Source organism: Corynebacterium sp. HMSC074H12, assembly GCF_001813755.1.
GTDB lineage: Bacteria > Actinomycetota > Actinomycetes > Mycobacteriales > Mycobacteriaceae > Corynebacterium > Corynebacterium hiratae.
Map to the genome: position 1 here is coordinate 102,442 of NZ_KV813944.1, position 26,353 is coordinate 128,794.

Consider the following 26,353-nt stretch of genomic DNA (forward strand, 5'->3'; position numbering starts at 1 on the left):
GCGGCTTATTCCTTAGAGATGAGCTCGTCGCGGTTCATCTTTCCGGCCAGGGAGCGTGCCACGGAGAAGGGCACCCACACCATGAGCAGCAGGATGATCTTGAGGTAGAGCTGGGATACGAATACTCCATCCATGATGGGCATGGTTCGGGCACCCCAGGCGATAAGGCCAGTCACTGGCAGCAAGATGACGAGTGCTGCGAGGGAGAATTTGAGGCCGTCGTCGCGGGCCTCAAGGTGCTGCTGCATCTGGTACTCATCAAGTTCCGTCGTGGGCAGGTCAGCGGCACCAATCGTTGCGCGCAGGCGAGCGGTCATCAACGCGCACAGCAAAGTTCCAAGGGCGGCCACCATGAGTGAGGTAAAGGCGCTCCAGAACTGCAGGGGAATGGAAGCGATGATGAGGGCGGTGGACAGGTCGGTCAGGGTGATGTAGCGCTTGCGGGTCTTAACGGAATCGGGAATAGAGGCGGACATGTGTGGTTTAGTCCTTTCGGTAGATTTCGGAGGACATGGGGGTGAATTCGGTCCGGGAGAACACGGCTTCCACGGGTAGATTGAAAACTTCGCAGATGTTGAAGGCGAGGTCCAAGCTGGGGGAGTGGTCGCCGCGCTCGAGAGCGCCGATGGTTTGGGGGTTGACCCCGATGGCGTCGGCAAGCTGTGCGCGCGTCATGTCCCGTTCAACGCGGAGCACGCGGACCCGGTTAAATAGTGGGCGGGTTGGCTTTTTCTTTGGGGACATGCACCACAGTGTTGTATAAACCCAACGACTTGTCAAGGGTTCGTGTTAAAGTGGCGGCATGAATCCCGTATCCCCGTCACTCACTAAAGCCCGCTACATCTCGCGCTTGAGCTGGGACGTCATCCTCGCCGCCCTGGCGGCCGCGGCGGCATATTTCTGGTGGGACTGGCTCTATTGGGTCGCCGGAGCGCTCGTTGTGTGGGCGCTCTATCAGCTCTGGCTCATCCCCGCGCAGGTCAAAAACCTAGGCTGGCAGGAAACCGCCGACGAATTGCTCGTCACCCGCGGCAAAATCTGGCACACTTTCACCGTCGTGCCCTATGGCCGCATCCAATTCGTCGACGTTACGGCCGGCCCCATCGAGCGCGCGATGGGGCTGAAGAAGGTGAAGTTGCACACGGCGTCGCCCAGCAGCGACGCCACCATCCCCGGCCTGCCTGCCGCGGACGCCGACGCCCTGCGCGAGCGCCTCGCCGTCAAGGCTCGCGAGAGGATGAGTGGGCTGTGAAGGACCGCGCGCTTATCGACGCCGACGGCTACATTCGCGTCCACCGCCTCACCCCGCTGCTGCGCTTTTGGTCGCTGATTTTAGCGCTGGTGGCCATTTTTGCGGTGAACATCAACGCCGCCATGATTTCGGACGTGGTGTCTTACCTGCAGAGCGGCAACCTCGGCGAGGTCGGCCGCGGTACCCTGCTGGGTATCGGCGCCTTCGTGCTGGTGTGCGCAGTGATTTGGCTGGTCTCCGGAATCTGGTGGCGCAAGCTGGGCTACAAGCTCACCGAGGATGAAATCGCGCTGCGCCACGGCGTCATCTCCACGTCCTTCCGCTCCGCGCGCTATGAGCGCATCCAGGCGGTGGACGTCGTGGAATCCATCATCGCGCGCTTGTTGGGTTTGGCCACGGTTCGGGTGGAGACCGCCGGCGGTACCTCGTCGGTGATCAAGATTGAGTACCTGCCCAAAGCGAAAGCAGAAGAGCTGCGCGCGGAGTTGCTGCGGCGCACGAATAAGAACCCTGCCAGTGAGCCGGCGCCGGAAGCGGAGGAAGCCGCCGCGCTGATCCCGGAGATTCCCATACTGCGCACGATTGCCGCTGAGGCGCTGCGCCTGCCCACGCTCCTCGCGGCCCTCGTTATTGGGGGCTTGCTCTTCATCCCGGGTATGTGGACCGCGCTGCTGCCCATCATCGTGGGCTTTGTTGGAAGCGTCTGGGGCTTGGTGGACTCTTCCTGGAAATTCACCGCGCTTCACCACGCCCCCACCAACGCCCTCAACGTCTCTTACGGTCTTGCCGACCGCCGCCGCCAAACCATCCGCATTAGCCGCATCCACGGCATGCGGGTAAGCCAGCCCTTCTTATGGCGGCGCTTCGGCTGGTACGAGGTGCACGTCTCTGTAGCTGGTTATGGCGCGAAGGGCAGCGGTAAGCAGTCCGGTTCCACTCGCATCCTGCCGGTGGGTACCCGCGAGCAGGCGCTGGAGCTTTTAGAGCTCATCTCCGATCTGGATCGTGCGCAGATTGAGGATTTCGCGCGCCCCGAAGGGCACACCCAGCCCACTTATACCTCCCCGCGCCGGGCTACGTGGATCAGCCCCATCGACCGCAAGCAGCAGTCGGTGACGTTCGTGGATTCCCCGCTTCCCGTGACCATCGTGCACCGCGGCCGCATTAACCGCCGCGTCATGGTGATTGGAACCCCGCACATCCAGGAGCTCACGCTGAAAGTGGGGCCGTTGGGGCACCTTGCGGGCGTGCGGACCGTGCGCTTCGACCTCGTGGCTGGCCCCGTGAAGATGGCTGGTCAAGACCTCACGCCTGCCGACGCCTCCGAGCTCCTCACCCGCCTGCGCTCCCGCCGCCTGCCTGCCATGGAGTCAGCGCTAAGTCCCATGGACTCATCCGTCAACATCTCACAGGTTGAGCCGCGGCAGAACCCACGTGAAGACTCCCGTGACAGCGCGGTTAGGGGCAGCGACGAAGCTTAAGCAGAACCGGCCCACGCGTGCTGCTGGGGCCGGCACACGCCGAGGCCGCCGAACAGGACCCGCATCCGCCCGCGGGGCAGGAGCCGAGTGGCTCCATATCGAGTACCCCGCTGGCGGTGAGGTGATCCAGGATGAGGTCCACCGTGCCGGGCTCCAGCCCGGTCTGTGCCGCGATGGCCGCCCGCGAGCGCACGCCGGATTCGATGGCTTCCTGCACGGCCTGGATGGGGGAGGCGGGCATTAGATAAACACCTTCAGAATCTGGAAGGCCGCTACAGCCAGCACCCACGCTGTGGCCAGCTGGACGCCGAAGCCGAAGAGCGTCCAGCGCCAGCCAATCTCTCGCCGCTGCGCGGCAATCGTGGCCACGCAGGGCGTGTAGGCCAGCAGGAAGAGCATGTAGGCCCACACCGCGGCGAGGGGATGACCGTCAGAAGCCTGCTCGAAGTCCGCGCGCACGTGATCGCTGAGCGCGCTGTGGGATTGTTCCTCCGCGGAGGCGTCGGTGACGTCGTCGACGGCGTAGGTCTGCGCCCACGTCGAAATCAGCGCCTCCTTGGCCACGAAGCCGGTCACCAGCGGACCCGCCAGGGACCACGAGTCGAAGCCAGCCGGGGCAAAGGCTGGAGCGATGGCGTGCGCGACCGCCCCATAGGCGGAATCCTCCGGCGCCGGCGGCTCACCCCACGAAGAATCCTGCGCCGCATCCCCAACCGGGATGGCCATGAGCAGCCACACCACGACCACGGTGCTCACGATGATGCCGCCGGCCGTCTGCAAGAAGCCCTTCAAGCGCGTCCACATCACGCTCAGTGCCAGGCGCACGGTGGGCAGCTGGTACGTCGGCAAGTCAATAACCAGCGCTTCCTCAGGCACCGCGCGCCACAGCGTCTTTCGCAGCGCCAAACCCACCAGCACGAGCAGCGCGATGGAAATGACGTACATGATGAACACCACGCTGCCGGCGTGCCCCGGGAAAAACGTGGCCGAAAGCATGACGAAGACCACCAAGCGCGCCGAGCACGAGGTAAACGGAATGAGCAGCGCGGTCATGATGCGATGCCGCGGGCTGCCCAGCACGCGCGTGGCCGAGATCGCCGGCACGTTGCAGCCAAAGCCCACGACAATGGGGATGAAAGCCTTGCCCGGCAGACCGATGGCCCGCATGAGACGGTCCGTGACCACCGCGGCACGCGCCATGTAGCCGGAATCCTCCAACACCGCCAAGCACAAGAACATCAGCGCCATGAGCGGGGCGAAGGTGAGGACCATGCCGACGCCGCCGATGAGGCCGTCGACAAGCAGGCCCGTGATGAGAGGGTGGCCTAAGCCGATGGCTTCTAGCCCCGCCCGCGCCCAGTCACTCAAGGGGCCCGAGACCAGTGCCTCCAGGCCATCCTGGAGGGGAGCGGCCACCGTGGTGGTGATCTGGAAGACCACCCACATCACGGCCAGAAACAGCAGCGGTCCCACCACCGGGTGGAGGGCCACCGCATCGAGGCGGTGGGAGAGGGGCGTGGCGTGCTCGACCTCGCTCACCGAGGCCTTCGCCGCCGCATCCAGCTCCGCGAAACGGCCCTCCAAGCCGCTGTCTTCGCGCAACTGCACGGGCTCAGTTGCCAAAGACTCCATCACAACCTCGCGCAGCTTCTCGACGCCCTCCCGCTTACGCCCATCAACCTCCACCACCGGTATAGAGGTGGCTTCAGCGAGCGCGGCGGGATCGACTACGTGGCCCTGGTTGAGAGCCACGTCGGACTTGGTCAGTGCGATGATGAGGCGGTAGGGCTGCTCCGCTAACTGGAGCGCGACGTTGAGGCCGCGCGCGACGGCGCTGGCATCGACGACCACGACGACGGCGTCGGGGCGCTCATCTGCGGGGCAATCGATGAGCATGGCGCGGGTGAGCGCCTCATCGGGGCTGAGCGGGTCGAGTGAGTAGGTGCCGGGAAAATCGATGAGATCGGCGGTTGCGTCACCGATCTTCCACGCACCGCGGCTGACCTCAACCGTGGTTCCCGGCCAGTTGCCGGTCTGCGCCTTCGCGCCGGTCAGGGCGTTAAAGAGAGTGGACTTGCCAGAGTTGGGGGAGCCAACGAGCGCGATGATGGGCGCGCCAGCAGGGGCTACCGCGCCGCCCGGATCGCCGTGACAGCTGGGTTTCGTGGTGGCCATGGTTTAGACCTCGATGGCTTGCAGCGTCGCCTTATCGATGGCGTAGCGGCAGCTGCCCACCGACACAACGCGCGCGCCACCGGCCACGCGCGGGCCCATGGTCAGCGTCGCACCGGGGCGGATTCCCAGCTCGCCGAGGCGTACCGCCAAGGCGGCATCGCAGGTGCAGGAAATGCACTCGCGTCCCAAGGTGATGGTGCATCCCATGGGGATAGCGTCGGCGGTTTGCCGTGAGCACTCAGATAACTTCACGGTGAGCCCTCTTCCTTAAATAAGCATTACCTTTATAGGTTACCCTTAGTAAACATAGGTCCGTCTAGGTTTGTAGCTATCTCTTAGGTGATCCTCACCACGCGGCGCAGGTGCGCGGCGCATTAAGCGTTTGGAGTGGACCAGCTGCTCACCTGGCGCAGCCTCTGGCGATTCTTCAGCCGCGATTGGCCTAGCTTGCGGGACATGCGGTCCAGAATCTGGATGGCCTCCGTGATGTGCGGGCCTTTGTTGAGCATGACGCACTCCGCGCGCAGCGCATAGCCAGCGTCCGTGATTTCCGCGCGGGAGGGAAGCCCGGTCTTGGCCAGGGTCTCCAGAACCTGCGTGGCCATGATGACCGGGATGTGGGCCGCCTCCGCGACCTTCATGATGCGCCCCGGCACCTGGACCATCTCCTCGAATCCCAACTCCACGGCCAAGTCACCGCGCGCAATCATGATGCCGAACTTGGCGTGCCGCATCCCCTCCAGCAACACACTTCCCAGCTGCTCATAAGCCGGAACCGTCTCAATCTTGAGCACGATGCCTAGGTCACGCACGCGCTGCGCCATCTCCTCCGATTCCTGCTCGGCGGCAATCGCCTCAAGCGTGTCATAGAGGAAGGCCACATCAGCCGGCGTGCGGATGAAGGAGACCGCCGCGATATCGCAGTGCGTGGCCACAAAACGCAGCGCCTCGATGTCCTCCTCGGTGAGGCTGGGCAGCGGGACGTCAGTATCCGGCACATTGATTCCCTTATATGCCGCCAGGTTGGTGCCGGTAGGCCCGGCATGTTCCACGGTGATGACGGCCTCGCGCGCCGCACCATTCTCCCGCACCTCGCGGACGCGGCCGGCGATGGCGCCATCATCGAAAATCACCCGGTGCCCCACTTTGAGCGCGCCAACCACCTCCGGCAGCGTGCACCCAATCGTGGTCACCTCGCCCTCGACGATGCGCGCCGGCTCCTGCGAAGTGCTCAGCACCAACTCCTCGCCGCGGTGCAGGCGAATCTTCTGCTCCAGTGCCGGAACCCCATGCACCTGCGTGGTGTCCCCGCCGTGGCTCAACACCGTTCCCTCGGCGAGGTAGCAGTTGCGATCACCGTGCAGCACCGCCACGCCTGCTTCCGCGCTCTCCACGGTGAACACACGCGAGCGCCCGCGCGCTTCCGTGAAGCGCACTTCGCTGCCGGGGTGCAGGCGCGCCAACCACTCGTCATCCACCTCCAGCGCTACCGCCGGGCGGGCCGCGCTTGGCGACGCCTCCCCCGCCACCCCGTGGGCGCGGGTAGAGGAGGGGGCGTCGTGAAGCACGAGCGTTGCTGGGCTCAGCAGCTCGCCCGCAGCGCTGCGCTCGCCGCGCACGCGAATGACCTGCGGACCCGGCTCGATGCTGCCGGTGCGGACCTTGGGGCCAGCAATATCGCAGGAAATCAGAATCTCGCGCCCCACCTCTTCAGCGGCGCGGTGGACGTGTTCCACCATCTTTGTCCACGCCGCCTGGTCATCGTGCGCACAGTTGATGCGGGCTAACTCCATGCCCGCGCGGGCGAAACCGAGGACCAGTTCATAATCCTCCGCGGCCTCAGCAGGAAGAGTCACCATGATGCGCGCGTGCGTGTCCTCCTGGGTAGGGCCGAGGAGGGCTTCGGTGTTGGCGTCGAGGATATCGTCCGCGTCAGCATAAGCCGTGGCGATGGGCTGCACAGGATAGGTTGGCGCGTGGCCATCGAAGGCGTCGAGCACGTTGCGCGCGGCGTGGAGGCGCTCAAGCACTGCGGGCTCCGGGTGGCTGAGGCTCGTGGCGCCCAACGCCGTGAGGCCTTCCTGGAGTTCGACGGCGTCTTGGGAGCGCAATTCCATGTAGCGCACGAGGTTGACCGCGCCGGGGCGGTGGATGGGATCCACGCGCGCGATCTGCGTGGCGTGGGCGGCAGACGAAGCTTCGACGCGGGTGATGAGGGAATCAAGCAGTGGGCGCAGGCTAGGCAAGGTGTCTCCTTCGGTGTGAAAGTTCACCCACATTGTGCCGCGACTTGTTAGACCGCGCCACGGAAGCCGAGCTGCCGCCAGGCCTCATACACGGCTGTCGACGCCGCGTTAGATAAATTCATCGAGCGTCGCGCCGGCATCATGGGGATGCGTACGCGCTCCGTTACCCGCGGGTGAAAGGCGTGTTCCTCCGGCAGGCCCGTGGGTTCGGTGCCGAAAAGCAGGACATCGCCCTCCTGGTATTCCACGTCGGTGAACCACTTGTCCGTGTGGGTGGTGAAAGCGAAAACGCGCGCGCCGGGCAAGCTGTCCATGCAGGCGTCGAAATCCTTGTGGATCGTGAGGTCCGCTAAGTCGTGGTAGTCCAAGCCCGCGCGCTTGAGGTGTTTGTCCTCGAAGTTGAAGCCGAGCGGCTCGATGAGGTGCAGGCTCGCGCCCGTGACGGCGGCGGTGCGGATGGCGTTGCCGGTGTTGGTAGGGATCACGGGGTTGTCGAAGACGATGTGCAAGCTGCTCATAGGCATCAGTCTAGGATGGTGTGCATGAGCGCTACCAAACTAGATGGCAACTTGTACCGCGACGAGATTTTTGAGGACCTGGCCCAGCGCGTGGCCGCCCTCAAAGAGAAGGGGATTACCCCGGGCCTGGCTACGGTCTTGGTGGGCGATGATCCGGGTTCGCATTCCTACGTGAAGATGAAGCACCGTGATTGCGAGAAGCTCGGTATCAACTCGATTCGCAAGGACCTGCCGGGAGATATCTCCCAGGAGGAGCTGGAGCGCGTCATCGAGGAACTCAACAATGATGACGCCTGCACTGGCTACATCGTGCAGCTGCCGCTGCCGAAGCACCTGGATGAAAACCGCGTGCTCGAGCTCATCGATCCGGCCAAGGACGCTGATGGCCTGCACCCGATCAACCTGGGCAAGCTGGTGCTCAACGAGGAAGCCCCGCTGCCGTGCACGCCGAACGGTTGCATCCACCTGCTGCGCCGCTTTGGGGTAGAGCTCGATGGCGCCAAGGTCGTGGTTATTGGCCGCGGCGTGACCGTGGGCCGCCCGATTGGCCTGATGCTCACCCGCCGTAGCGAAAACTCCACGGTGACGCTGTGCCACACCGGCACCAAGGACCTCGCTGCGGAGACCCGTGAGGCCGATGTCATTATCGCGGCAGCCGGCAAGGCACACATGCTCACCGCCGATATGGTCAAGGAAGGTGCTGCGGTTCTCGACGTCGGCGTGTCCCGCGTTGACGGCAAACTCGCCGGCGACGTGGCCGAGGACGTCTGGGAGAAGGCCGGCTACGTCTCCCCGAACCCGGGCGGCGTGGGCCCGCTGACGCGCGCGTTCCTGGTGAGCAACATCGTCGAGCGCGCCGAAAAGCTTGCCGCTCACTAACGGCGCAACACGAACGCCCAAGTAATGAGCATGTCCCCACAATCAGAAGGAAGCCCGCAGCACCGAGCACAACGAATGCCCCGGCGCCCAGCTCAGGGCCCTGTTCAAGGCCAGCCTCGAAGCCAGAATGGAAGCCAGACTGAAAGCCAAGCCCGCGGGAAAACCACGCCACCGGTGTCCCTGTCGAACCCGCACGATGCGCACCTGAAGCCCTCGGCGCTGCCGCCGGCTCTCCAGTGGCTGGCCATCGGCCTGTTCGTCGTGGCGGTTGTGGTGTCGGGTTTCTATGCCGTGTTCGAGCACTGGCGCCGCGCCACGCTGCTGCTGGGCGGGGCGCTGGTGTGGCTCACGGTGGTCCGCTTGACCTGCGACTCCTCGCGGGTCGGCGTGCTCGCGGTGCGCTCCCGGCGCTTCGATGCCTGCTTTACAGGCATCTTGGGCGCGGCGATGGTGTTCATGGCCTTCTCCATCGACGCGCTGGGCTCTTAGATGTAATATTCATCGCCCACGTACGCAGGGCCCACATCGAGGCCATTCGGCGCGGAGAGCAGCAGGAAGTTGCGCAGGATGCGGTTCATCTGCCGGGTCTCCGTCAGGAAGGCATCGTGGCCCACGGGGGAGACAATTTTGGCCATCGCCAGTAGCTGGTTGACGTTGCGAGAGATGTGCTCCTGCTGGTGATAGGGGTAGAGGATATCCGTGTCCACGCCCACGACCATCGTCGGCACCTGGGAGGCGGCCAGTGCTTTGATGAGCCCGCCGCGCCCGCGGCCGACGTCATGCCGGTTCAACGCCTCCGTGAGCACCACATAGGAACCCGCATCGAAGCGCTCGGTGAGTTTCGCCCCCTGGTAATCCAGGTAGGAGTTCACCGCGAAACGCTGGTTCAGCTGGCGGTGCGGACCCAAGGGATTCTCGCCTTGCTGTGCGGTAGCGCCGAAGCGCTCGTCGATCTCCTGCTCGCCGCGATACGTCAAATGCGCGATGCGGCGCGCCGCTGCCAGACCATCCCGCGGAGTCTTGTCCGTGAGGTAGTAATTTCCGCCATGCCAAAACGGGTCGCGCTCGATGGCAGAAATCTGCGCGGATTGGATGCCAATCTGCCAGCCCGAAGCCCGGGCAGACACCGCAATCACACACACCGCGGACACGCTTTCCGGGTGCAGCAAGCTCCACTCCAAAGTTCGCGCGCCGCCCATCGAACCGCCGAGCACCGCGTGCACACGCGAAATGCCCAGTTCCTTCAAGCAGTCGTGCTCGGCCTCCACCAAGTCCCGAATCGACAGCGCCGGGAAGCGCCCGCCCCACGGCTTTCCATCCGGGTGCAGCGACTTCGGCCCCGTCGAGCCATTGCAGCCGCCCAGCGCATTAGTCGCGATAACGCACCAGCGCGTGGTGTCCAAAGCCTTGCCAGGCCCCACCAGGTCGGACCACCAGTCCGCCACATTGGAATCCCCGGTCAGCGCGTGCTCAACCACCAAGACATTGTTGACGCCGTCCGGGTCGCCGGCGAAAGCGCCCCAGCGTTGGTAGGCCACGTGGGCGTCGGCAAGCACGGCGCCTGCTTCCGTGGTGAAATCACCGATGGGGACGACGGTGAGCTCGCCTTCGGGCGCGAGTTCCGGGATGGCGCTAACCAATGGCCGCGAACCCACGCTCGAGGTCGGCGATGATGTCGTTGACATCCTCGATGCCCACCGACAGGCGCACCGTGGCCTGCGTAATGCCCGCGGCCTTGAGCGCTGCCTCGTCGGACTGGGAGTGCGTGGTGGTCGCCGGGTGCACCACCAGCGAACGGGTATCGCCGATGTTGGCCAGGTTCGAGTGCAGCTTCAGCGCATCGATAAAGGCCCACGCCTCCTCGCGGCCGCCGTCGATGTCGAAGGAGAGCACGGAGCCGGTGTAGGCGTAACCGAGCTTCTCCTTGGTGGCCTTGTACGGCGAGGAGTCCAAGCCGGCGTAATTGACGGTGGTGACCTTGGCGTGGGACTCCAGGTACTCTGCCACGGCCTGGGCGTTGGCATTGTGCTTCTCGACGCGCAACTGCAACGTCTCGATGCCATTCAGCGTCAGCCAGGCGTTGAAGGGGGAGATGGCGGCACCGGTATCGCGCAGCAGGCCCGCACGCGCCTTGATGGCGAAGGCCGGTGCGCCCAGGTCGGCGTACTTGAGGCCATGGTAAGCCTCGTCCGGGGTGACGAAGTAGGGGAAGACGGGCTCGCCGTCACGCTCGATGGTCCAGTCGAAGGAGCCGCCGTCGATGATGGCACCACCGATGGCGGAGCCATTGCCGGTATAGAACTTGGTGGTGGAAACCACGACGATGTCCGCGCCCAGCTCCAGCGGGCGGGCGAGCGCGCCGGTGGCGATGGTGTTATCCACGATGAGCGGGACCTGGTTCTTGTGGGCTACCTCGGCGATGGCAGGGATGTCGAGAACATCGGCGACTGGGTTGCCGAAGGTCTCGCCGTAAAAAGCCTTCGTGTTTGGCTGGACGGCGTCCTGCCAGGAGGCCGGGTCATCCGGGTTCTCGACGAGGGTGACGTCAATGCCGAGGCGCTTCAAGGTCACGGTAAAGAGCGTGGAGGTGCCGCCGTAGAGGCGCGGGGAGGTCACGATATGGTCGCCGGCGGAAGCCAGGTTCAGGATGGCCGCGGTCTCGGCGGCCTGGCCGGAGGCGAAAGCCACTGCGGCAACGCCGCCCTCGAGGGAAGCGAGGCGCTCTTCGAGCGCATCCTGGGTGGGGTTGGTCAGGCGGGTATAAATCGGGCCAGCATCCGAGAGGTTGAAGCGGTTGGCGGCGTGCTCGGCGTCGTTGAAGACATACGAGGTGGTTTGGTAAATCGGAACGTTGCGTGCGTTGGTGGAGCCGTCCAGGTTCTGGCCGGCGTGGAGGGCGCGGGTCGCGAACGACCACTCGTTGACTTCGGAATTATCGTATTTGGTGCTCATGCCACAAAGGCTAGACCAAGCGGTTCAGTGCTGTTAGTGGCTTTGTGGAAACCGCAGGCAAGACCGAGAATAAAAATAGACCGAGCGGTTGGTTCGGCTTAAACGTCGATGCTTTCACCGACCTGCAGGCGCCGATAGCCGCTCACGCCGGCGCGTTGGAGCATGCCGTCGGTGATTTGCTTGCCGGCGTCGGAAAGCACGGCGTCATGGATGGGCACCGTCACGCGCGCGCCGATGCGCATGGCATAATCCGCGGCATCCGCCCCGCGCACCCACGGGCCGGCGACGGGGAGTAGGAGGACATTTACCGTGCGTCCCTTAGGGACGCACCACTGGTCGCCGGGGTGCAGCACGCCATTAAAGAAATAACCCAGGTTTTCCGGGCGCGGAATGCTGGGGTGGATTTCTTCGTGAAGCCCGCCCACCGCGTGAATCTCAAGGCCCAGAACCGTGAACGTCTCTCCGGTATGAACGACGGTGCCGGAGCCGAGGGCGTCGATGGCTTCCTGCGTTCCCCATACTGGCAGGCCGCTTGCACGCACGGCATCGACGTCGAGGTGGTCACCGTGCGCGTGCGTGAGCAGCACCGCTTCGGCGCCTTCCAGGCAGCTGAGGTCTGAAAGGGGGCCGGGGTCGATGACGATGCGCCCCTGGGGAGCCTCGACAGCCACGGCGGATTGTCCATGTAGAGATAGCTTCATGATCCCCACGCTAGCCAAAAGTAAAGGAATACAGCGAGAGCCCTTCGCTTACCTCCAGCTCGATGGTGTCGGTGTGATTCTCGGGTTCCCGGACGAGATCCACCGTGCCGTCGTGGGTGATGTCGAAGGTGTGGACCGAACCATCCGCGCGGTGCACGCGAACCGTTCCGCGTCCTGATACCACGAGCTGTACCCAGGCGGCGCGGTAGTTCAGTCGCAGCCGCGCGTGAGGTCCGGCGGTGATGGGCTGGCCGGCCAGAGTCCACGTCCCGCCCAGCGAATACTGACCTAACGGCGGCTCGCTCGTGGTGAACTGGTGCGTGCCGTCGTGGTAATCGGGGTTGGTGAAATACTGTGCGCGTGCGGTGCCGAGGTAGGTCTCCGGCGAGCGCGGAGCGCTGTGAGTATCGGCGGCTTCAATGGGCTCAGGCAGTTCTATGCTGGGGTCGCGCTCGAGGAGAAGCTCACGAATGAGGCGCTCGGTCTCGGCGTAGTCGCCCTCGCCGTGGTGGGATTGGCGCAACATGCCGTGCTTGTCGACGAGATAGTGCGCCGGCCAGTACCGATTCCCAAAGTTCTTCCACGTGGCGAAGTCATTATCCTGTGCCACTGGATACTCGATTCCCTGCTCGCGGGCCGCACGGCGCACGTTGTCGGCCTCGTGCTCGAAAGCGTATTCCGGCGCGTGGATTCCGATGATGTCGAAGCCGTAGTCCTTGTAATGCGCATAGAGCTTGGTCAGGTGCGTGTTGTTGCGCTGGCAGTTGATGCAGGCATAAGCCCAAAAATCGATGAGCGTGACCTTGCCGGAGGTCCGCGGATCGACGGGCGCATCCGTGTTGAACCAGCCGGTCAGCCCCGCGAACGCGGGCACGGGGGTTCCTTCCGCTGTGGGAGCGTCCTGTTCAACGGGCGTGGCGTCGACGTTGATGCTGGGGAGTTTCTGCTGCAGCCACGCGGGCGCGCCGAGGGATATCGCACTGGCCATGGCGATCACCACAATTCCCGCGGTGACGCGTACCTCGCGTTGGTGGGAGCGGAAAGCATCGACGCGTTTGCCCACCTCGTTGCCGCCTAAGGCGAAAGCCAGCAGCGGGATCGCCACGCCGAGGGCGAAGGAGAGACAGAGGAGGAGGATGTGGGCGTCGACAGTCCCGGTGGCGCCCGCCACGGAGATTGCGGCCAGTGCTGGGCCCGCGCAGGGAACGAAGACAGCCCCCATGGCTAGGCCAACGACGAAGCCGCCCTTGTCGCGGGCTGTGGCTTGCAAGCCGCCAGCTTTCGGGAGCTTCTGGAAAGGCCACTCGAGGGCTTCCTGAACGCGAGGGAACACCATTCCCAGGCCCACGAGAACGAGCAGCGCGATTCCCACTTTCCACAGGACGTCGGCCGGGAGGCCCAAGGCATTGAGCAGCGTTGTGGCAAACAGCGTGACGAGGCTGAAACTTGTGACGAGTCCGCCGACGACCTGCCATGGCCGCCACCGTGAGCCGCCGCTGACTGCGAGGACCAGCGGCAAGACCGGCAAGATGCAGGGCGAGATGCCGGTGATAAGGCCACCGGTAAACCCGATGAATAGCGTAGATAACATCCTGTGCTCCTTCGCTTGTGATGCGGTGTGCGTATGCAACTAGTTCGGAACACGAGTGAAAAGCGGATTGCTTTTAAATCCGTCCAATCCGCATCGCAGGGTGGCTCCGAATGGTCAGATACAGGGTCCGGAAAGGCCGGACCCGAAGACCTGAAGAAGGAGTACCGAAATGAAGAAGCTTGTTACCGCCGCCGCTGCACTTGCCGTAGCCGCCAGTGGGCTGGTTGCCTGCAACGACAAGAAGGAAGAAGTGGACATGAAGCCCAGCTCTGAGATGATGGCCCCGAGTTCTGATGCGATGGAGTCGGATTCCATGATGACTGAGGAAATGAAGAGCGATGAGATGATGGCGCCGAGTGAAGAAATGACTAAGTAAAAGTGCCATGTCCGCCCCGCTGCTGGAGGTAAGCTCTACACCCGTGTCTGCGATGTCACCTGATGAACATGCGCGGCTGAACGACCTGCTCGTTCAGACCGCTGCGGCAGACAAGCATGCCTTCAGTGCGCTATACGACGCCCTCGCGCCCACCGTGTACAGCGTGTGCCTGAGCGTTCTGCGCAATCCCGCCTTAGCCGAAGAGGTTGCCCAAGATGTCTTCGTTGAGGTGTGGACTTCCGCTGCGAAATTTGACCCGCAGCGGGGAAACGCGCGGTCGTGGGTGGGCAGGTTGGCGCATGGGAGGGCCGTCGATAAGCTGCGTAGCCACGTTGCTGCAGTGCAACGCGATAACCGCGACGCGCTGCTGACCCAGGCTACCTACACCGAGCCTCTTGAAGATGAGGCCCTAGGACATGTCGAAGCGCAGCGCCTGCGCTGGGCCATCGACGAGATTGGGGAGCCGCATTCCACCGCGGTAGCCCTCGCTTTTTTCAATGGCTTGACGCATGCTGAGCTGGCAGAATCAACGGGAGTACCGCTGGGTACGGCGAAGACGCGCGTGCGCGACGGCGTTAAGAAGCTAAAAGCGATTCTCGGAAAGGAGGGAAGATGAGCAATACGCATGAGTTTTCTGATGAGACTTTCGACGACTTCCTCGATTCCCTCCCAGACGTGCATCCGCCAGCGCGAATGAAAGATGCTGTCTTTGCGGAAATTGACGGTGGCGAAGCTGCTGAGGTCATCGAGCTTCCACGCCGCCGCTGGCGGGCCTTCGTAGCGGTGCCGGCTGCCGCCGCAGTGCTCGTCGCAGGCGTGGTAGCCGCGCCGCAGCTCTTGCAGTTGGGGCAGCAAGATGCACCGGATAGCGCGCAAGTAGAGGCTGAATCGCCGGGCGAAAAATCCATGCACGACATCATGGGCGCAGAGGACCTTATGCAGGGCAATGCGGATGCCTCGGGAGCGCAACTGGATATCGTTTCCTCCGCCTCGATGGCGAAATCCGGCGCGATGGTCGATGGCCAGCCGCAACTGGCCGACGGCATGGGCGCCCAGGTGTGGGCAGTCAGTGCAGATGGTGAGATGGCCTCAGCCGGGGTTATCGGTCAGGACCCACACGATGGGGTGTGGATGCCCTTCGACGGTGCCGCGGTCAAAGTCATGGTCACCGAGGAACCTGCAGGCGGCAGCATGCAACCGACGGGCCGTACCCTCGCCACCGTTACTTTGGCCAGCGCCGGCTAGGGCTCAGTCCGCTAAAGCCTGCTTGACCAGCTCCAGCGCGGCGGCGAGTTCGACGTCGCTCAAATGCCCAAAGCCCAAGACCACGCCTTCTTCGGCAGGTGCGCCGCCCCAATAATCGCGCAGCGGGGTGAGCGTTAGCCCTAGGGAAGCCGCGCGGTCGACCACGGCGTTATCGCACAGCAACACCGCATGGAGCCCGCCGTGGATGGGCAGAAGGGTAGCGGGGGCGTCTTCCAGCGCGGCTTGGACGAGGTCGCGGCGGCGCTTGTAGGCGCGGCGCATCCGCCCGGTATGCCGCCGCAGCGCACCGCTGGCCAGATAGTTCGCCAACGCCGCCTGGGGGATAGCGCCGACAGGCTGGCCGAAGACCTCCCGCACGCGGTCCACGCCCGCGCGCAGGTTCGGCGGCACGACCAGATAGCCGCAGGCAATCGATGGCGAAATCACCGAGGAAAACGTGCCCAACAACACCGTGTGCTCCGGGGCGAGTGCGGTCAGCGCGGGCAAAGGCTGGCCGACGTAGCGCAGCTCGGAATCGAAGTCATCCTCGATGATGAGCACGTCGTTGCTGCGTGCCCACTCGACGAGTTCCGCGCGCCGGGCCGCCGGCAGCGAACCGCCATAGGGGTGCTGGTGGGAGGGGGTGACGATGAGAACGTCGAGGTCAACGGTGGGGACGGTGACGCCGTGGGCGTCGGTGGGGACGTCGACAAGCGTGTGGCCCAAAGCCTGGGGGACGCGGCGCAGGCTGGGGTAGCCGGGGGACTCCACGCCCACGCGCAAGTGGCCGCCCAGCGCGCGCAGCAGCACCGAGAGGCCGTCGCGGGCGCCGGCGGTGATGACGACGTAGGCCGGGTCGACGGTGAGCCCGCGCATGTGGCGCAGGTGCGCGGCCACCTCGCGGGGAAGATCGCCGGAAGGATTCACCGCGGCCTTGCGCCACGCCGCCCTCCATTCGGGGGTGATGATTCCGGCCGTATCGGGTAAACCGGGGGTCAGCTCCACGCGCGGTGGGGCAGAGCTGGGCCGCGGCGCGGGGTGAGGCTGTGGGGTGCGCCCATGGGGCAGGTGCGGGTTGATGACTGTGCCCGAGCCAACCGACGCGGTGAGGTAGCCCTCGGCGGTGAGCTGCTCGTAGGCGGTAACCACGCTGCCTCGGGAAATGCCCAGATCGCGCGCCAGTGAACGCGTCGACGGCACCTGCTCGCCGGGCAGCAAAATGCCCGCCGCGACTTGGGTGCGGAGGGCTTCGGCAATCTGCACCGGCAACGCGCGCGTATCAGATGGATCGAGGCGGAAAGACACGACCCCATCATAAGTGGTCTAATTCGACACTCGGAAAATGGCTCTTGTCTTGGACCAATTTTCTGGGCCACTATGTGAGCCATGACTGAACAGAAGATTGAACAGGGACGCGCCACGACGCGCGTCAAGCGTGGACTGGCTGACATGCTCAAGGGCGGCGTCATCATGGATGTAGTCACCCCGGAGCAGGCCCGAATTGCTGAGGATGCAGGTGCGTCCGCCGTCATGGCGCTGGAGCGCGTGCCGGCCGATATTCGCGCTCAGGGTGGCGTGGCCCGCATGTCTGACCCGGACCTCATTGAGGGCATCGTCAACGCTGTGGACATTCCGGTGATGGCGAAGGCCCGCATCGGCCACTTCGTGGAGGCGCAGATTCTCGGCGAGCTGGGCGTAGATTTCATCGACGAGTCCGAGGTGCTCAGCCCGGCCGACTACGTCAACCACATCAACAAGTGGGACTTTGACGTGCCTTTCGTCTGTGGCGCCACCAACCTGGGCGAGGCCCTGCGCCGCATCACCGAGGGTGCGGCCATGATTCGCTCCAAGGGTGAGGCCGGCACTGGCGACGTCTCCGAGGCCGTCAAGCACCTGCGCACCATCAAGGGTGAAATCGCGCGCCTCCAGAACCTGGATCGCGACGAGCTCTACGTCGCAGCCAAGGAGTTGCAGGCGCCGTATGACCTGGTTGCTGAGGTTGCGGAGACCGGCAAGCTGCCGGTCGTGCTGTTCGTCGCTGGTGGCGTGGCCACGCCTGCCGACGCCGCCCTCGTCCGCCAGATGGGCGCCGAAGGCGTCTTCGTTGGCTCCGGAATCTTCAAGTCCGGCGAGCCTGCGAAGCGCGCGGAGGCCATCGTTAAGGCGGCCACCCTCTACGACCAGCCGGCCGAGCTGGCCAAGATCAGCCGCGGCCTGGGTGAGGCCATGGTGGGCATCAACGTCAACGATATCCCCGCCCCGCACCGCCTGGCTGAGCGCGGTTGGTAAACGCGGTGCGACCACTCGTCGGTGTCCTCGCGCTGCAGGGCGGCGTGGAGGAACACCTCGCCGTGTTGGAGAGCCTCGGTGTCGAAACGCGCCGGGTGCGCCTGCCGCAGGATCTCGACGGGCTGGACGGAATCATTCTGCCGGGCGGCGAGTCGAGCACCATCGATAAGCTGGCGCGCTCTTTTGGCGTCGCCGAGCCGCTGCGCCGCGCTGTCGAGGGAGGGCTGCCGGTCCTGGCCACTTGCGCGGGGCTCATCTACAGCGCCCGCGAGTTGGAGAACCCCGCGCCGGGCCAGCAGACGCTAGGGCTTATCGACGTCACCGTGCGTCGCAACGCCTTCGGCAACCAACGCTTCTCCCAGGAGCGCATCGTTCCCGTCGCGATGCAAGGTCAGCGGCCCGATGCAGAGACCTCAGAGGTTGGGGCGCGGCGCCGGGACGCCGAGGCTCATGGCATAGGACCCCGAAGCATCACGCTCGATATTGAGGCGAGCTTCATCCGCGCGCCCATCGTTACCCGCGTGGGCGACGGTGTCGAGGTCATCGCCACCCTGCCTGCCCCTGCGCTTGGTTCTGTGGCTGGTGGAGCGACAAGGGCTGGTGGCGCGATAAGTAGCAGCGGGGCCATCAGTGCGGGAGTGGGCGGCAAAGGTGGTATGACACACGCAGATTGCGCCAGACATGATGGGGCCGAAGTGATCGTCGGTGTGCAGCAGGGACGCGTCACAGCGCTGAGCTTCCATCCGGAAGAAAACGGTGACTCGCGCCTCCACGCCACGTGGCTCGCTTCTTTTGCTAAATAACTATCGCCCGATAGTGCTCTGGGCTACATTGAGATGTGCTAGCTGAACACATCACTCCCAGAAAGGCTCCTCGCCGTGAGCACACCTGCCCCAGAACAAGTCCGCGAAGACATCCGTTTCCTCGGCCGGGTGCTCGGCCGGGTCATCGCGCAGCAGGAAGGCGAGGACGTTTTTGAGCTCGTCGAATCCACCCGCCGCATGGCCTTCGACATCGCCCACGGCGATGCCAAGCCGGAAGACCTCGTCGCTATCTTCCGCGACCTCGACATCACCAAAGTCAACCTCGTGGCGCGAGCGTTCAGCTATTTCGCGCTCATCGCGAATCTAGCGGAGGACTTGGATGACGAGTCCGTCGAGGCGCCGGTTTCCCTGCGCAAGACATTCGCCAAGCTCAAAGAAGAAGGCGTCGCGCCCGCCGACGCCGCCTCCGTCATCCGAGGCGCTCACGTCGCCCCCGTTCTCACCGCGCACCCCACCGAAACCCGCCGCCGTACCGTCTTCGACACCCAGACCCGCATCAAGACTCTCCTCAAGGAAGCTCACCGCGGCGGCGACATGGCGGCAATCGAGAAGGAAATGTACCTGCGCATGACGCTGCTGTGGCAGACCGCGCTGATTCGTATTGCCCGCCCTACCCTCGAAGACGAGATTGACGTCGGCTTGCGCTACTACAAGCTTTCACTGCTCGACCAGGTTCCCGCCCTCAACCGCGCCATTCGCCACGCCATGCGTGAGACCTTTGGCCAGCAGCTTCCCGATTCCCCCGTCGTCCGCCCCGGCTCCTGGATTGGTGGCGACCATGACGGCAACCCCTTTGTTAACGAGCACACCTTGACCTACGCCACCCGCAAGGCCGCGGCGACGGTGCTGCAGTACTACGCCGACGAGCTCGGCGAGTTGGAGCGCGAGCTCTCCCTGTCGGATCGATACTCCTCCAGTTCCAAGGAACTGGGCGCGCTTGCCGACGCCGCCCACAACGACGAAAAATCCCGCGTCGACGAGCCCTATCGCCGGGCCATCTTCGGCATCCGGAAGAAGGTGCTGGCGAGGTTGGAGGGGGAGGCGTCGCCAAGCGCGTATGCGTCTCCGGAGGAACTCAAGCGGGACCTGGACGTGATCGACCGTTCGCTGCGCCAGTTCAACGATGACATCATCGCCGATGACCGCCTTGCCCGATTGCGCTCGGCGGTGACGACGTTCGGGTTCCACCTTTCGACGCTGGATATGCGCCAGAACTCCGAGTCCTTTGAGAACGTTCTCACCGAGATTTTCGCCGCGGCCACCATCACCCCGGACTACCGCGCGCTGGGGGAGGAGGAGAAGGTCGCGCTGCTCGTGCGCGAGCTGCAGACCAATCGGCCGCTGCTTTTCCCCGGTGCTGAGAAGGAATTCACCGAGGATACCGCGAAGGAGCTGGGCATCTTCCGTGCGGCGGCGCGCGCTGTGCGGGACTTTGGGCCGGAGTCGGTGTCGCACTGCATTATTTCTATGACGGGAACCGTCTCCGACATTCTGGAGCCGATGGTGCTACTCAAGGAGGTGGGCCTAGGCCAGGTCGATGTGGTGCCGCTATTTGAGACTATCGAGGATTTGAAGGCCGGCGCCGGCATTCTGGAGAAGCTGTGGCAGGTGCCCGTGTACCGCGAGCATTTGCGCTCGCGCGGGGATATCCAAGAAGTCATGTTGGGGTACTCGGATTCCAACAAGGACGGCGGTTATTTGCAGGCGAATTGGGCGCTGTATGACGCCGAACTGGCCCTGGTTGAGTTGTGTTCGCGTCATGGCGTGGAGCTGCGCCTAGCGCATGGCCGCGGTGGGGCGGTGGGCCGGGGTGGTGGCCCGACGTATGACGCGATTTTGGCGCAGCCGAAGGGCGCGGTGTCGGGCTCGGTGCGCATTACCGAGCAGGGGGAGGTGATTTCTGCGAAATATGGTGCGCCGGAGACCGCGCGCCGCCACTTGGAGGCGTTTGTTTCCGGAGCGCTGGAGGCATCGTTGTTGGATACCGAGCCCATTACGGATCCGGAGCGCGCCTACGAGATCATGCGCGAGCTGGCGGCGTTGAGTGGCGTGGCCTACCGCCAGCTTGTCGACGACCCCGGGTTCATCACCTACTTCACCCAGTCCACCCCGCTGCACGAGATTGGTGATCTCAACTTGGGCTCGCGCCCGACCTCGCGCAAGCAGACCACCGCGATTACGGATTTGCGTGCGATTCCTTGGGTGCTGTCGTGGTCACAATCCCGCACCAACATCCCGGGCTGGTTCGGCGTGGGCAGTGCGGTGACGGCGTGGGTGCAGCAAGCCTCCGGAGGCGCATTAGGAGCGGGACCGGCCAGCGAAGAAGAAACAAATGCCACTGCGGATGGAGCAGAAACCGGAAAGACCGGAGTAAATAGTGGCGATGGAGAAGTGGAGATGCGCTGGGAGGAGCTGCGCGAGCTGTACCGCACGTGGCCCTTCTTCCGCTCCGTGTTTGCCAACATGGCGCAGGTCATGGCCAAGGCGGAGATGCAGCTAGCGCGTCTGTACGCCAACTTGGTCGACGACAAGGACACCGCAGACCGTATCTTTGGCCTGATATCCGAGGAATTTGAGCGCACCCGCGAGGTCTACCTTAAGGTCACCGGTAACGCGGATCTGGTGAGCGAGAATCAGCGCCAAGCGCGTTCGCTCAAGCGGCGTTACCCTTACCTGCTTCCACTCAACGCCATCCAGCTGGAGTTGCTGCGCCGCTACCGTCGCGGCGACGACCAGTTCCTGGTGTCCAAGACCATCCAGGTCACGATGAACGGGTTGGCCACCGCGCTGCGCAACGCCGGCTAGGACCCACGGGCAACTGACCCGCACGCCGAATGCCCCGCGAGGAGATGATTTCCTGCGGGGTACGACCAAACAGTGCTGGAAGAGTGCCCTGGCGGAGCGGGGCACACTGGTGCGCAAGATGACCTTGAGGTTTGTTGAAGCGTTAGTTGAAGTCGCTGGTAAAGACCGGCGCGGCGTCGTATGGCGGGATCCATGCCACGCGCCCGCCGATGCGGTCCATGTGGCCGCGTGAGGGCGGGGCATCGGGATCATCGTCGTTGACGCCATTATGGTACGGGCACAGTGGCACCAGGTTGAGGATATTGGTGGGCCCGCCGCGGGCCCAGGCCTTGATGTGGTGGATTTGGCACTTCTCAAAGGGAACCTTGCAGCCCTCCCAGGCGCAGCAGGGATTCTCCGCAGCCAAGGCAAGACGCTGCTTGGCGGTGGCGAAGCGCTGGAAGCGGAACACATCAAGCGGACCGTGCTCGCGACTGACCGCCACGACGATCCCCTTGTCCAGCAAAGCGCGCTCCACCAGCTGCGAGCCGGTCATCGTCGCGCCATTGGTCGTCCGGACGATGAACTCCTCGCTGTCCTTCTCCGTATTGCCCTTGAGCAGCTCGGCGTAGTCATCGAGCTGCAAGACCGCCATGGTGGCAACTTCAGTCTTGACGCCGCCGCCCTCCAGATTTTCTAGGAAACTCTCGCCGGGGCGTTCCTGGTCGATACCCTCAAATACGCCCGTCAGCTGGAGCGAGTCCGCCGTCACGGTGAGCGTGGCAAGGCCGTTGCCATGCTGGGTGAGCTTGGCGCGCTCGGCATACGTGCGGGGTTTGCGCATTTGACGCAGGCGCTTGCGCGCTACCTTTTCCACCAGCTCCGCGCTGGTCTGGCACAGCTCCACGCGCAAATCCCAGGCCTTGTTATGGTCCCGGACTTTGGCCACGAAGTGCTCGATGAGCTGCAAGGTCACCAGCCCGTGCCCGCGCTGGCGCGCGGCTGCAACCGCCGTGCGCTGTTTCTTCGAAGAAGAGGTGTGCCCGAAGTAGGTGTGGTGGAGGGAGAGGAACACGGTGGCGTCGGCAGGCGTGGCGCCGAGGGCCACCAAATCAGATTCAGACAGGCCCGCGCACTCGGCCACCAGGTCAATGGCGCGGCCGAGGGCGGCGAAGAACGTCTGTAATCTCATACCCCGCAGCCTAAAAGCACTCCACCCCACCTCCAAGCCCCGAACTAGCCATCCGATGAAATCTGTGGATAACTAGTCGGCACTAGGCGCCGGCGAGGCCGCGGCGCTTAAGCAGCGGCGCGACGTCCTTGTCGCGGCCGCGGAACTCGCGGTAGGCCTCCGTGAAGTCGCGAGACGCGCCCTTGGACAGGATGACATCGCGGAACTTCTGACCGGCCTCGCGCAGGTCGGTTTGCTCTTTGAACCACTCGAAACCATCGGCGTCGAGCGCTTCGGCCCACAGGTAGGAGTAGTAGCCCGCCGAGTAGCCGCCGGCGAAGATGTGGTTGAAGTAGGTCGAGCGGTAGCGAGGCGCGATGAGCTCGTTATCCAGCCCGGCCGCGCGCAGGGCTTCGGCCTCAAATTCGGCGACGGCCTCCGGGGTAGCCTCCAACTTGGCGGCCTCGGCAGCACTTAGGGAATGCCACGCGAGGTCGATGATCGACGCTCCCAGATACTCCGAGGTAGCGAAACCCTGGCCGAACTCGGAGGCGGCGGAGATAGCGTCGAGAAGCTCGTCCGGAATAGGTTCGCCCGTCTCGACGTGGCGGGCGTACTCCTTGACCAAGTTCTTATCGAGCGCCCAGTTCTCGTTGATCTGCGAGGGGAACTCCACCCAGTCGCGCGGGACGTTGGTGCCGGCGAAGGTGGGGTAGCGGACGTCGGAAAGCAGGCCGTGCAGGGCGTGGCCGAATTCGTGGAAGACGGTGCGGACCTCGTCCATGCTCAGCAGCGGCTGGGAGCCGTCGGCGGGCTTGGTGATGCCCATAACGTTGACGATGACCGGCTTCCGCTCCAGCAGCCTAGACTGCCCCACGAACTCGCTCATCCATGCGCCGCCGCGCTTGGTGGGACGCCCGAAGTAGTCGGTAAGAAGAAGGCCGATCCCCTTATCCCCGTGCGAGTCGATATCTACGTGCGGGTCCTTATTCACGTGATTGACGTCTCCGTCAATCACCTCCCACACGCGAACCCCCTCCGCATAGCCTTCGAGGTCATCGCGGGGGATAACGGTGATGCCGTAGAGGCGCTCGGCGGCGGCGAAGACGCCCTTCTCCAGGACCTGGTCCAGCGGGAAGTACTTGCGCAGCTCCTCCTCATCGAGAGAGAAGTCGCGGGCGCGGACCTTGGATTCCCAATAAGGCCAGTCCGCGGCGCTGAAACCCTGGCCGTTGAGCGTTGCTTCCTCCGTGAGGAGCTTCTGCTCGCCTTCGGCGTTGGCCGCGGCGGCGGGGGCGAGGTCGAAGAGCATGGTGCGGGCGGCGTCGGCAGTCGCGGCGGTTTCCTCGGCGATGACGTAGTCGGCATGCGTGGCAAAGCCCAGCAGCTCGGCTCGCTCGGCGCGCAGCTGCACGGCCTCGATGAGCCCCGGGATGTTGTTCTCGGAGCCCCTGCTTGCCGACGCCCCATACAGCCTCCCCCTCGCATCCTCCCGCGCCAGACGACTCAGCTCGGACTGCACGGTCGGCAGCTCCAGCGGGATGACAAAACCTTCGCGGCCCAGTGCTTCGGCGTCGGCCTTGGCGGAGGCGATGCGCTCGGCGGGCAGGCCCTCGAGTTCCTCCTCGGTGAAGGAGACCGCGCGCTCGCGGGTAGACGCCATGAGGTTGCGGCCAAATTCTTCAGAGAGCGCGGAGAGGCGCTGGTTGATCTCGGACAGGCGGGCCTTGCCGGCAGCGTCGAGGTCCGCGCCCTTGCGGGCAAAGGTGCGCAGGAGGTGGTCGTGGAGGCGCTGGCCTTCCGCGTCGTCGGCAGGCGGCGTGGCCTCCTTGATGCGCGCGTAGAGCACCTCGTTCTGGTAGATCGCGTCATAGTGCGCGGACAGGCGCGGGTAGATGTCGGCGGCGATCTCCTCCATTTCATCGGTGACGTCGGTGCCGGAGAGGTTGCCAAAGACCGCCATGACGCGGTCGAGGTCCTGCCCGGAGCGCTCGAGCGCCTCCACGGTGTTTTCCCACGTAGGCGTGGTGGGGTTGTCGGTGATGGAGGCGATTTCGGCGTCGTGAAGCGCGAGTGCTTCGTCGAAGGCGGGGCGGTAGTGCTCGACCTTGATCTCCGCAAACGGCGGGAGCTGGTAGGGCAGCGTGGAAGGTGTCAGTAGTGGGTTAGTCATAAGAAACTACCGTACCTAATAAGCTCCGCCCTATGTGATGGCTTTCACTAAATTATCCGACCGGGATTGGCGTGCGTTCCCTGCGCGGGGCGGTGGCACGGTTCACAAGGGTGACATCGAGAATCAGGAACGCTGCCAAAGTGATTCCCAAAAGCGGCAGGAAGACGCCCACGGTGGCGGCGAAAAGCGCGCCCAACCCTGTGGTGGCCCAGGAAAAGTGGGCAGTCGGGAGGAAGCGTGGGCGACGTTTCCACCACATGTAGTACCCCAGTACTACGAGAGCGGCGGTGGCGAGACCCAAGGCGAGGAGCGCAATCTGCAGCGGCAGTCCGAACATGATGCCCATGTGCAGGTAGATGCCCCAGCTGCTGAGCTTGCTAAACAGCGGCAGGCTGGAGAAAGGCTGGCGGTCGATGACGTCGCCGGTAGTGCCATCTACCGAAATTGCATCGGAGGTGGTGCGCCATTCCACCCAGCGTTCGCTGACCTGCCAGGCGGAGTTGGCGTCCTCCGGCGGGTAGAGGCGCAGCGGTCCGGTCAGTCCCTCGGCGCGGCCGGTGGCGAGGACGCGTTCGGCCTCGGCAGCCACGTTCGCGCTTGACCACGCCCCTCCAACCCCATGACCTTCATGTCCTTCATGGCCGGTGTGCTCATGCGTTTCAGCGGTGGTGCCGGGGAGGGCAGTCTCGATGGGGGTGGCCTTCCAGTTCATGCGCTCGACGAGGGAATCGACGTTCCCGCCGGCCAGTCCCGACCACGTGATACCGGTGGCAGAGAGGCCAAGCAGGCCGATGAAGATCCAGGCGCCAACAGTGGAATGCAGGCGGGTGGCCTTCCAGCGGGCAGAGCGCTTGGGCTGCTGCTGCGCTGCGTTCGCGGTTGCCTTGTTCTTCGGGCGGCGGCGAATCCACCACATATAAAGACCGCCACAGGCCATGACCCACAGCCAAGAAGCAGCCAGCTCCGAGTAGAGCTCACCGACCTTGCCCAAGTGGAAGCTTTCGTGCAGGGAGGAAATCCAGCGGCGCAGCGGCATCTCACCCAGGCCCGAGTAGGTGGGGTAGTCCCCGATGACCTCGGCGTTGGCAGGATTGATGAAGACGGTGCGCTGGAGGCTTTCGTCGATGCTGTCATCGGAAACCAGCACGCGCGTCGAATCCGTCGGTGTCGTGGCCGGCCAGACCTGCGTGACCGGCATGTCAGGCTGTTTGTGCTGCGCGGCCTGGATTTGTTCCTCCAAGCTCACGGGGTGCTCGACCGCCGGAACGGTCATGACGTCGCGGTACACCACCTTCTCCAGGGTGGGTGCCATGGCATAGAGACAGCCAGTCAATGCCGCAACGAGGATGAAGGGGCCGACGAACATACCGCCGTAAAAGTGAATGCGCTGAATGAAAGATCGCAGAGCCGTCCGACTCATATGTAGTGCTCTTTTCAGTGTGTACAGGTAGGGCCCGTAGTGGGTGCCTGAGGGTGAATGCTTTCGGGCACTCAAGACGGGCGATGGACAGGCGCTGATATCAACTGCACTACTAGTCGGAGGCGGTGGTTGCTTGGTTCCCGTGGATTGAAAAACTCTCTCTTTTGCTGTGCGGTGTAGCTTTTACAACCTTTGATGAGGTTAGGGGTTTGCATAAGCCGTTGTCGGACTTCAATTGATGGTCGGCTACAGAGATCTGCCAATAGGGATAGCGAG

General features: G+C 64.2%; 24 protein-coding genes. 10 read left to right on the plus strand and 14 right to left on the minus strand.

Annotated features, from left to right (window positions below; genetic code table 11):
• Positions 1 to 5: 5 nt before the first annotated feature.
• Together HMPREF2932_RS11395 and HMPREF2932_RS11400 are read right to left on the minus strand one after the other, a co-directional pair.
• On the minus strand, positions 6 to 476 hold the full coding sequence (locus HMPREF2932_RS11395) for a hypothetical protein (protein WP_070680499.1): 471 nt from the start codon (positions 474 to 476) through the stop codon (positions 6 to 8).
• A 7-nt stretch (positions 477 to 483) separates the two neighbouring features.
• On the minus strand, positions 484 to 744 hold the full coding sequence (locus tag HMPREF2932_RS11400) for a helix-turn-helix transcriptional regulator (RefSeq protein WP_039673876.1): 261 nt from the start codon (positions 742 to 744) through the stop codon (positions 484 to 486).
• 58 nt (positions 745 to 802) lie between these two features.
• On the opposite strand from HMPREF2932_RS11400, the gene HMPREF2932_RS11405 reads away from it, so the two are divergent.
• Positions 803 to 1,252 (plus strand): PH domain-containing protein, encoded by a 450-nt coding sequence (locus tag HMPREF2932_RS11405; protein ID WP_049157078.1) that lies wholly within the window; start codon positions 803 to 805, stop codon positions 1,250 to 1,252.
• Positions 1,249 to 2,733: a PH domain-containing protein gene (locus HMPREF2932_RS11410; protein ID WP_246818672.1), complete on the plus strand. Its 1,485-nt coding sequence runs from the start codon at positions 1,249 to 1,251 to the stop codon at positions 2,731 to 2,733. Before HMPREF2932_RS11405 ends, HMPREF2932_RS11410 begins: the two co-directional genes overlap by 4 nt.
• 240 nt (positions 2,734 to 2,973) lie before the next feature.
• Here the strand turns inward: HMPREF2932_RS11410 and feoB are convergent, their stop codons facing one another.
• The 4 genes from feoB to HMPREF2932_RS11435 all read right to left on the minus strand — a co-directional run bounded on the left by feoB (position 2,974) and on the right by HMPREF2932_RS11435 (position 7,672).
• Positions 2,974 to 4,908 carry a ferrous iron transport protein B gene (gene feoB / locus HMPREF2932_RS11420; RefSeq protein ID WP_071410166.1) on the minus strand — a complete coding sequence of 645 codons (1,935 nt, stop codon included), beginning with the start codon at positions 4,906 to 4,908 and terminating at the stop codon, positions 2,974 to 2,976.
• A 3-nt stretch (positions 4,909 to 4,911) separates the two neighbouring features.
• A complete protein-coding gene (locus HMPREF2932_RS11425; protein WP_071410167.1) occupies positions 4,912 to 5,160 on the minus strand; it encodes a FeoA family protein in 249 nt (82 codons plus the stop codon).
• A 122-nt stretch (positions 5,161 to 5,282) separates the two neighbouring features.
• Positions 5,283 to 7,187 (minus strand): pyruvate kinase, encoded by a 1,905-nt coding sequence (locus HMPREF2932_RS11430; RefSeq protein WP_071410168.1) that lies wholly within the window; start codon positions 7,185 to 7,187, stop codon positions 5,283 to 5,285.
• Between the two features lie 14 nt (positions 7,188 to 7,201).
• A complete protein-coding gene (locus HMPREF2932_RS11435) occupies positions 7,202 to 7,672 on the minus strand; it encodes a tRNA (cytidine(34)-2'-O)-methyltransferase (RefSeq protein WP_049157085.1) in 471 nt (156 codons plus the stop codon).
• Between the two features lie 24 nt (positions 7,673 to 7,696).
• Here HMPREF2932_RS11435 and HMPREF2932_RS11440 point away from each other — a divergent pair, with 24 nt between their 5' ends.
• Entirely contained in the window at positions 7,697 to 8,551 is an 855-nt protein-coding gene (locus tag HMPREF2932_RS11440; protein WP_049157086.1) for a bifunctional methylenetetrahydrofolate dehydrogenase/methenyltetrahydrofolate cyclohydrolase, read from the plus strand.
• A gap of 174 nt (positions 8,552 to 8,725) precedes the next feature.
• Positions 8,726 to 9,040, plus strand: coding sequence for a DUF3017 domain-containing protein (locus tag HMPREF2932_RS11445; protein ID WP_049157087.1), 315 nt, complete (start codon positions 8,726 to 8,728; stop codon positions 9,038 to 9,040).
• Here the strand turns inward: HMPREF2932_RS11445 and HMPREF2932_RS11450 are convergent.
• From HMPREF2932_RS11450 to HMPREF2932_RS11465, 4 genes are all read right to left on the minus strand, one after another.
• On the minus strand, positions 9,037 to 10,236 hold the full coding sequence (locus HMPREF2932_RS11450) for a homoserine O-acetyltransferase MetX (RefSeq protein ID WP_246818673.1): 1,200 nt from the start codon (positions 10,234 to 10,236) through the stop codon (positions 9,037 to 9,039). The two genes, HMPREF2932_RS11445 and HMPREF2932_RS11450, sit on opposite strands and share 4 nt — an antisense overlap.
• Positions 10,184 to 11,503: an O-acetylhomoserine/O-acetylserine sulfhydrylase gene (locus HMPREF2932_RS11455; RefSeq protein ID WP_046648383.1), complete on the minus strand. Its 1,320-nt coding sequence runs from the start codon at positions 11,501 to 11,503 to the stop codon at positions 10,184 to 10,186. The genes HMPREF2932_RS11450 and HMPREF2932_RS11455 overlap by 53 nt, the downstream gene beginning before the upstream one ends.
• A 98-nt stretch (positions 11,504 to 11,601) precedes the next feature.
• Positions 11,602 to 12,204 carry an MBL fold metallo-hydrolase gene (locus HMPREF2932_RS11460; protein ID WP_071410242.1) on the minus strand — a complete coding sequence of 201 codons (603 nt, stop codon included), beginning with the start codon at positions 12,202 to 12,204 and terminating at the stop codon, positions 11,602 to 11,604.
• Between the two features lie 10 nt (positions 12,205 to 12,214).
• Positions 12,215 to 13,795 (minus strand): redoxin domain-containing protein, encoded by a 1,581-nt coding sequence (locus HMPREF2932_RS11465; protein ID WP_071410169.1) that lies wholly within the window; start codon positions 13,793 to 13,795, stop codon positions 12,215 to 12,217.
• Positions 13,796 to 13,964: 169 nt separating this feature from the next.
• Here HMPREF2932_RS11465 and HMPREF2932_RS11470 point away from each other — a divergent pair, with 169 nt between their 5' ends.
• From HMPREF2932_RS11470 to HMPREF2932_RS11480, 3 genes are read left to right on the plus strand one after another with little or no spacing between them, the layout of a single operon-like run.
• Positions 13,965 to 14,171, plus strand: coding sequence for a hypothetical protein (locus tag HMPREF2932_RS11470; RefSeq protein ID WP_049157090.1), 207 nt, complete (start codon positions 13,965 to 13,967; stop codon positions 14,169 to 14,171).
• A gap of 7 nt (positions 14,172 to 14,178) precedes the next feature.
• A complete protein-coding gene (locus HMPREF2932_RS11475; RefSeq protein ID WP_049157094.1) occupies positions 14,179 to 14,787 on the plus strand; it encodes a sigma-70 family RNA polymerase sigma factor in 609 nt (202 codons plus the stop codon).
• Entirely contained in the window at positions 14,784 to 15,416 is a 633-nt protein-coding gene (locus HMPREF2932_RS11480) for an anti-sigma factor (RefSeq protein ID WP_071410170.1), read from the plus strand. The genes HMPREF2932_RS11475 and HMPREF2932_RS11480 overlap by 4 nt, the downstream gene beginning before the upstream one ends.
• Positions 15,417 to 15,419: 3 nt before the next feature.
• Here the strand turns inward: HMPREF2932_RS11480 and HMPREF2932_RS11485 are convergent, their stop codons facing one another.
• Positions 15,420 to 16,721 carry a MocR-like pyridoxine biosynthesis transcription factor PdxR gene (locus HMPREF2932_RS11485; RefSeq protein ID WP_071410171.1) on the minus strand — a complete coding sequence of 434 codons (1,302 nt, stop codon included), beginning with the start codon at positions 16,719 to 16,721 and terminating at the stop codon, positions 15,420 to 15,422.
• Positions 16,722 to 16,802: 81 nt separating this feature from the next.
• Between HMPREF2932_RS11485 and pdxS the strand changes: the two genes are divergently transcribed.
• From pdxS to ppc, 3 genes are all read left to right on the plus strand, one after another.
• Entirely contained in the window at positions 16,803 to 17,705 is a 903-nt protein-coding gene (gene pdxS / locus HMPREF2932_RS11490; RefSeq protein WP_049157099.1) for a pyridoxal 5'-phosphate synthase lyase subunit PdxS, read from the plus strand.
• Positions 17,706 to 17,710: 5 nt separating this feature from the next.
• On the plus strand, positions 17,711 to 18,508 hold the full coding sequence (gene pdxT, locus HMPREF2932_RS11495) for a pyridoxal 5'-phosphate synthase glutaminase subunit PdxT (RefSeq protein WP_071410172.1): 798 nt from the start codon (positions 17,711 to 17,713) through the stop codon (positions 18,506 to 18,508).
• A gap of 75 nt (positions 18,509 to 18,583) precedes the next feature.
• A complete protein-coding gene (ppc, locus tag HMPREF2932_RS11500; RefSeq protein ID WP_071410173.1) occupies positions 18,584 to 21,334 on the plus strand; it encodes a phosphoenolpyruvate carboxylase in 2,751 nt (916 codons plus the stop codon).
• Between the two features lie 142 nt (positions 21,335 to 21,476).
• Here the strand turns inward: ppc and HMPREF2932_RS11505 are convergent, their stop codons facing one another.
• The 3 genes from HMPREF2932_RS11505 to HMPREF2932_RS11515 all read right to left on the minus strand — a co-directional run bounded on the left by HMPREF2932_RS11505 (position 21,477) and on the right by HMPREF2932_RS11515 (position 26,077).
• Positions 21,477 to 22,505 carry an HNH endonuclease signature motif containing protein gene (locus HMPREF2932_RS11505; RefSeq protein ID WP_070702134.1) on the minus strand — a complete coding sequence of 343 codons (1,029 nt, stop codon included), beginning with the start codon at positions 22,503 to 22,505 and terminating at the stop codon, positions 21,477 to 21,479.
• An 82-nt stretch (positions 22,506 to 22,587) separates the two neighbouring features.
• Positions 22,588 to 24,657, minus strand: a complete 2,070-nt coding sequence (locus HMPREF2932_RS11510) for a M3 family metallopeptidase (protein ID WP_070511431.1) — start codon at positions 24,655 to 24,657, stop codon at positions 22,588 to 22,590.
• Positions 24,658 to 24,709: 52 nt separating this feature from the next.
• Positions 24,710 to 26,077 (minus strand): PepSY-associated TM helix domain-containing protein, encoded by a 1,368-nt coding sequence (locus HMPREF2932_RS11515; protein ID WP_046648374.1) that lies wholly within the window; start codon positions 26,075 to 26,077, stop codon positions 24,710 to 24,712.
• Positions 26,078 to 26,353 lie beyond the last annotated feature (276 nt).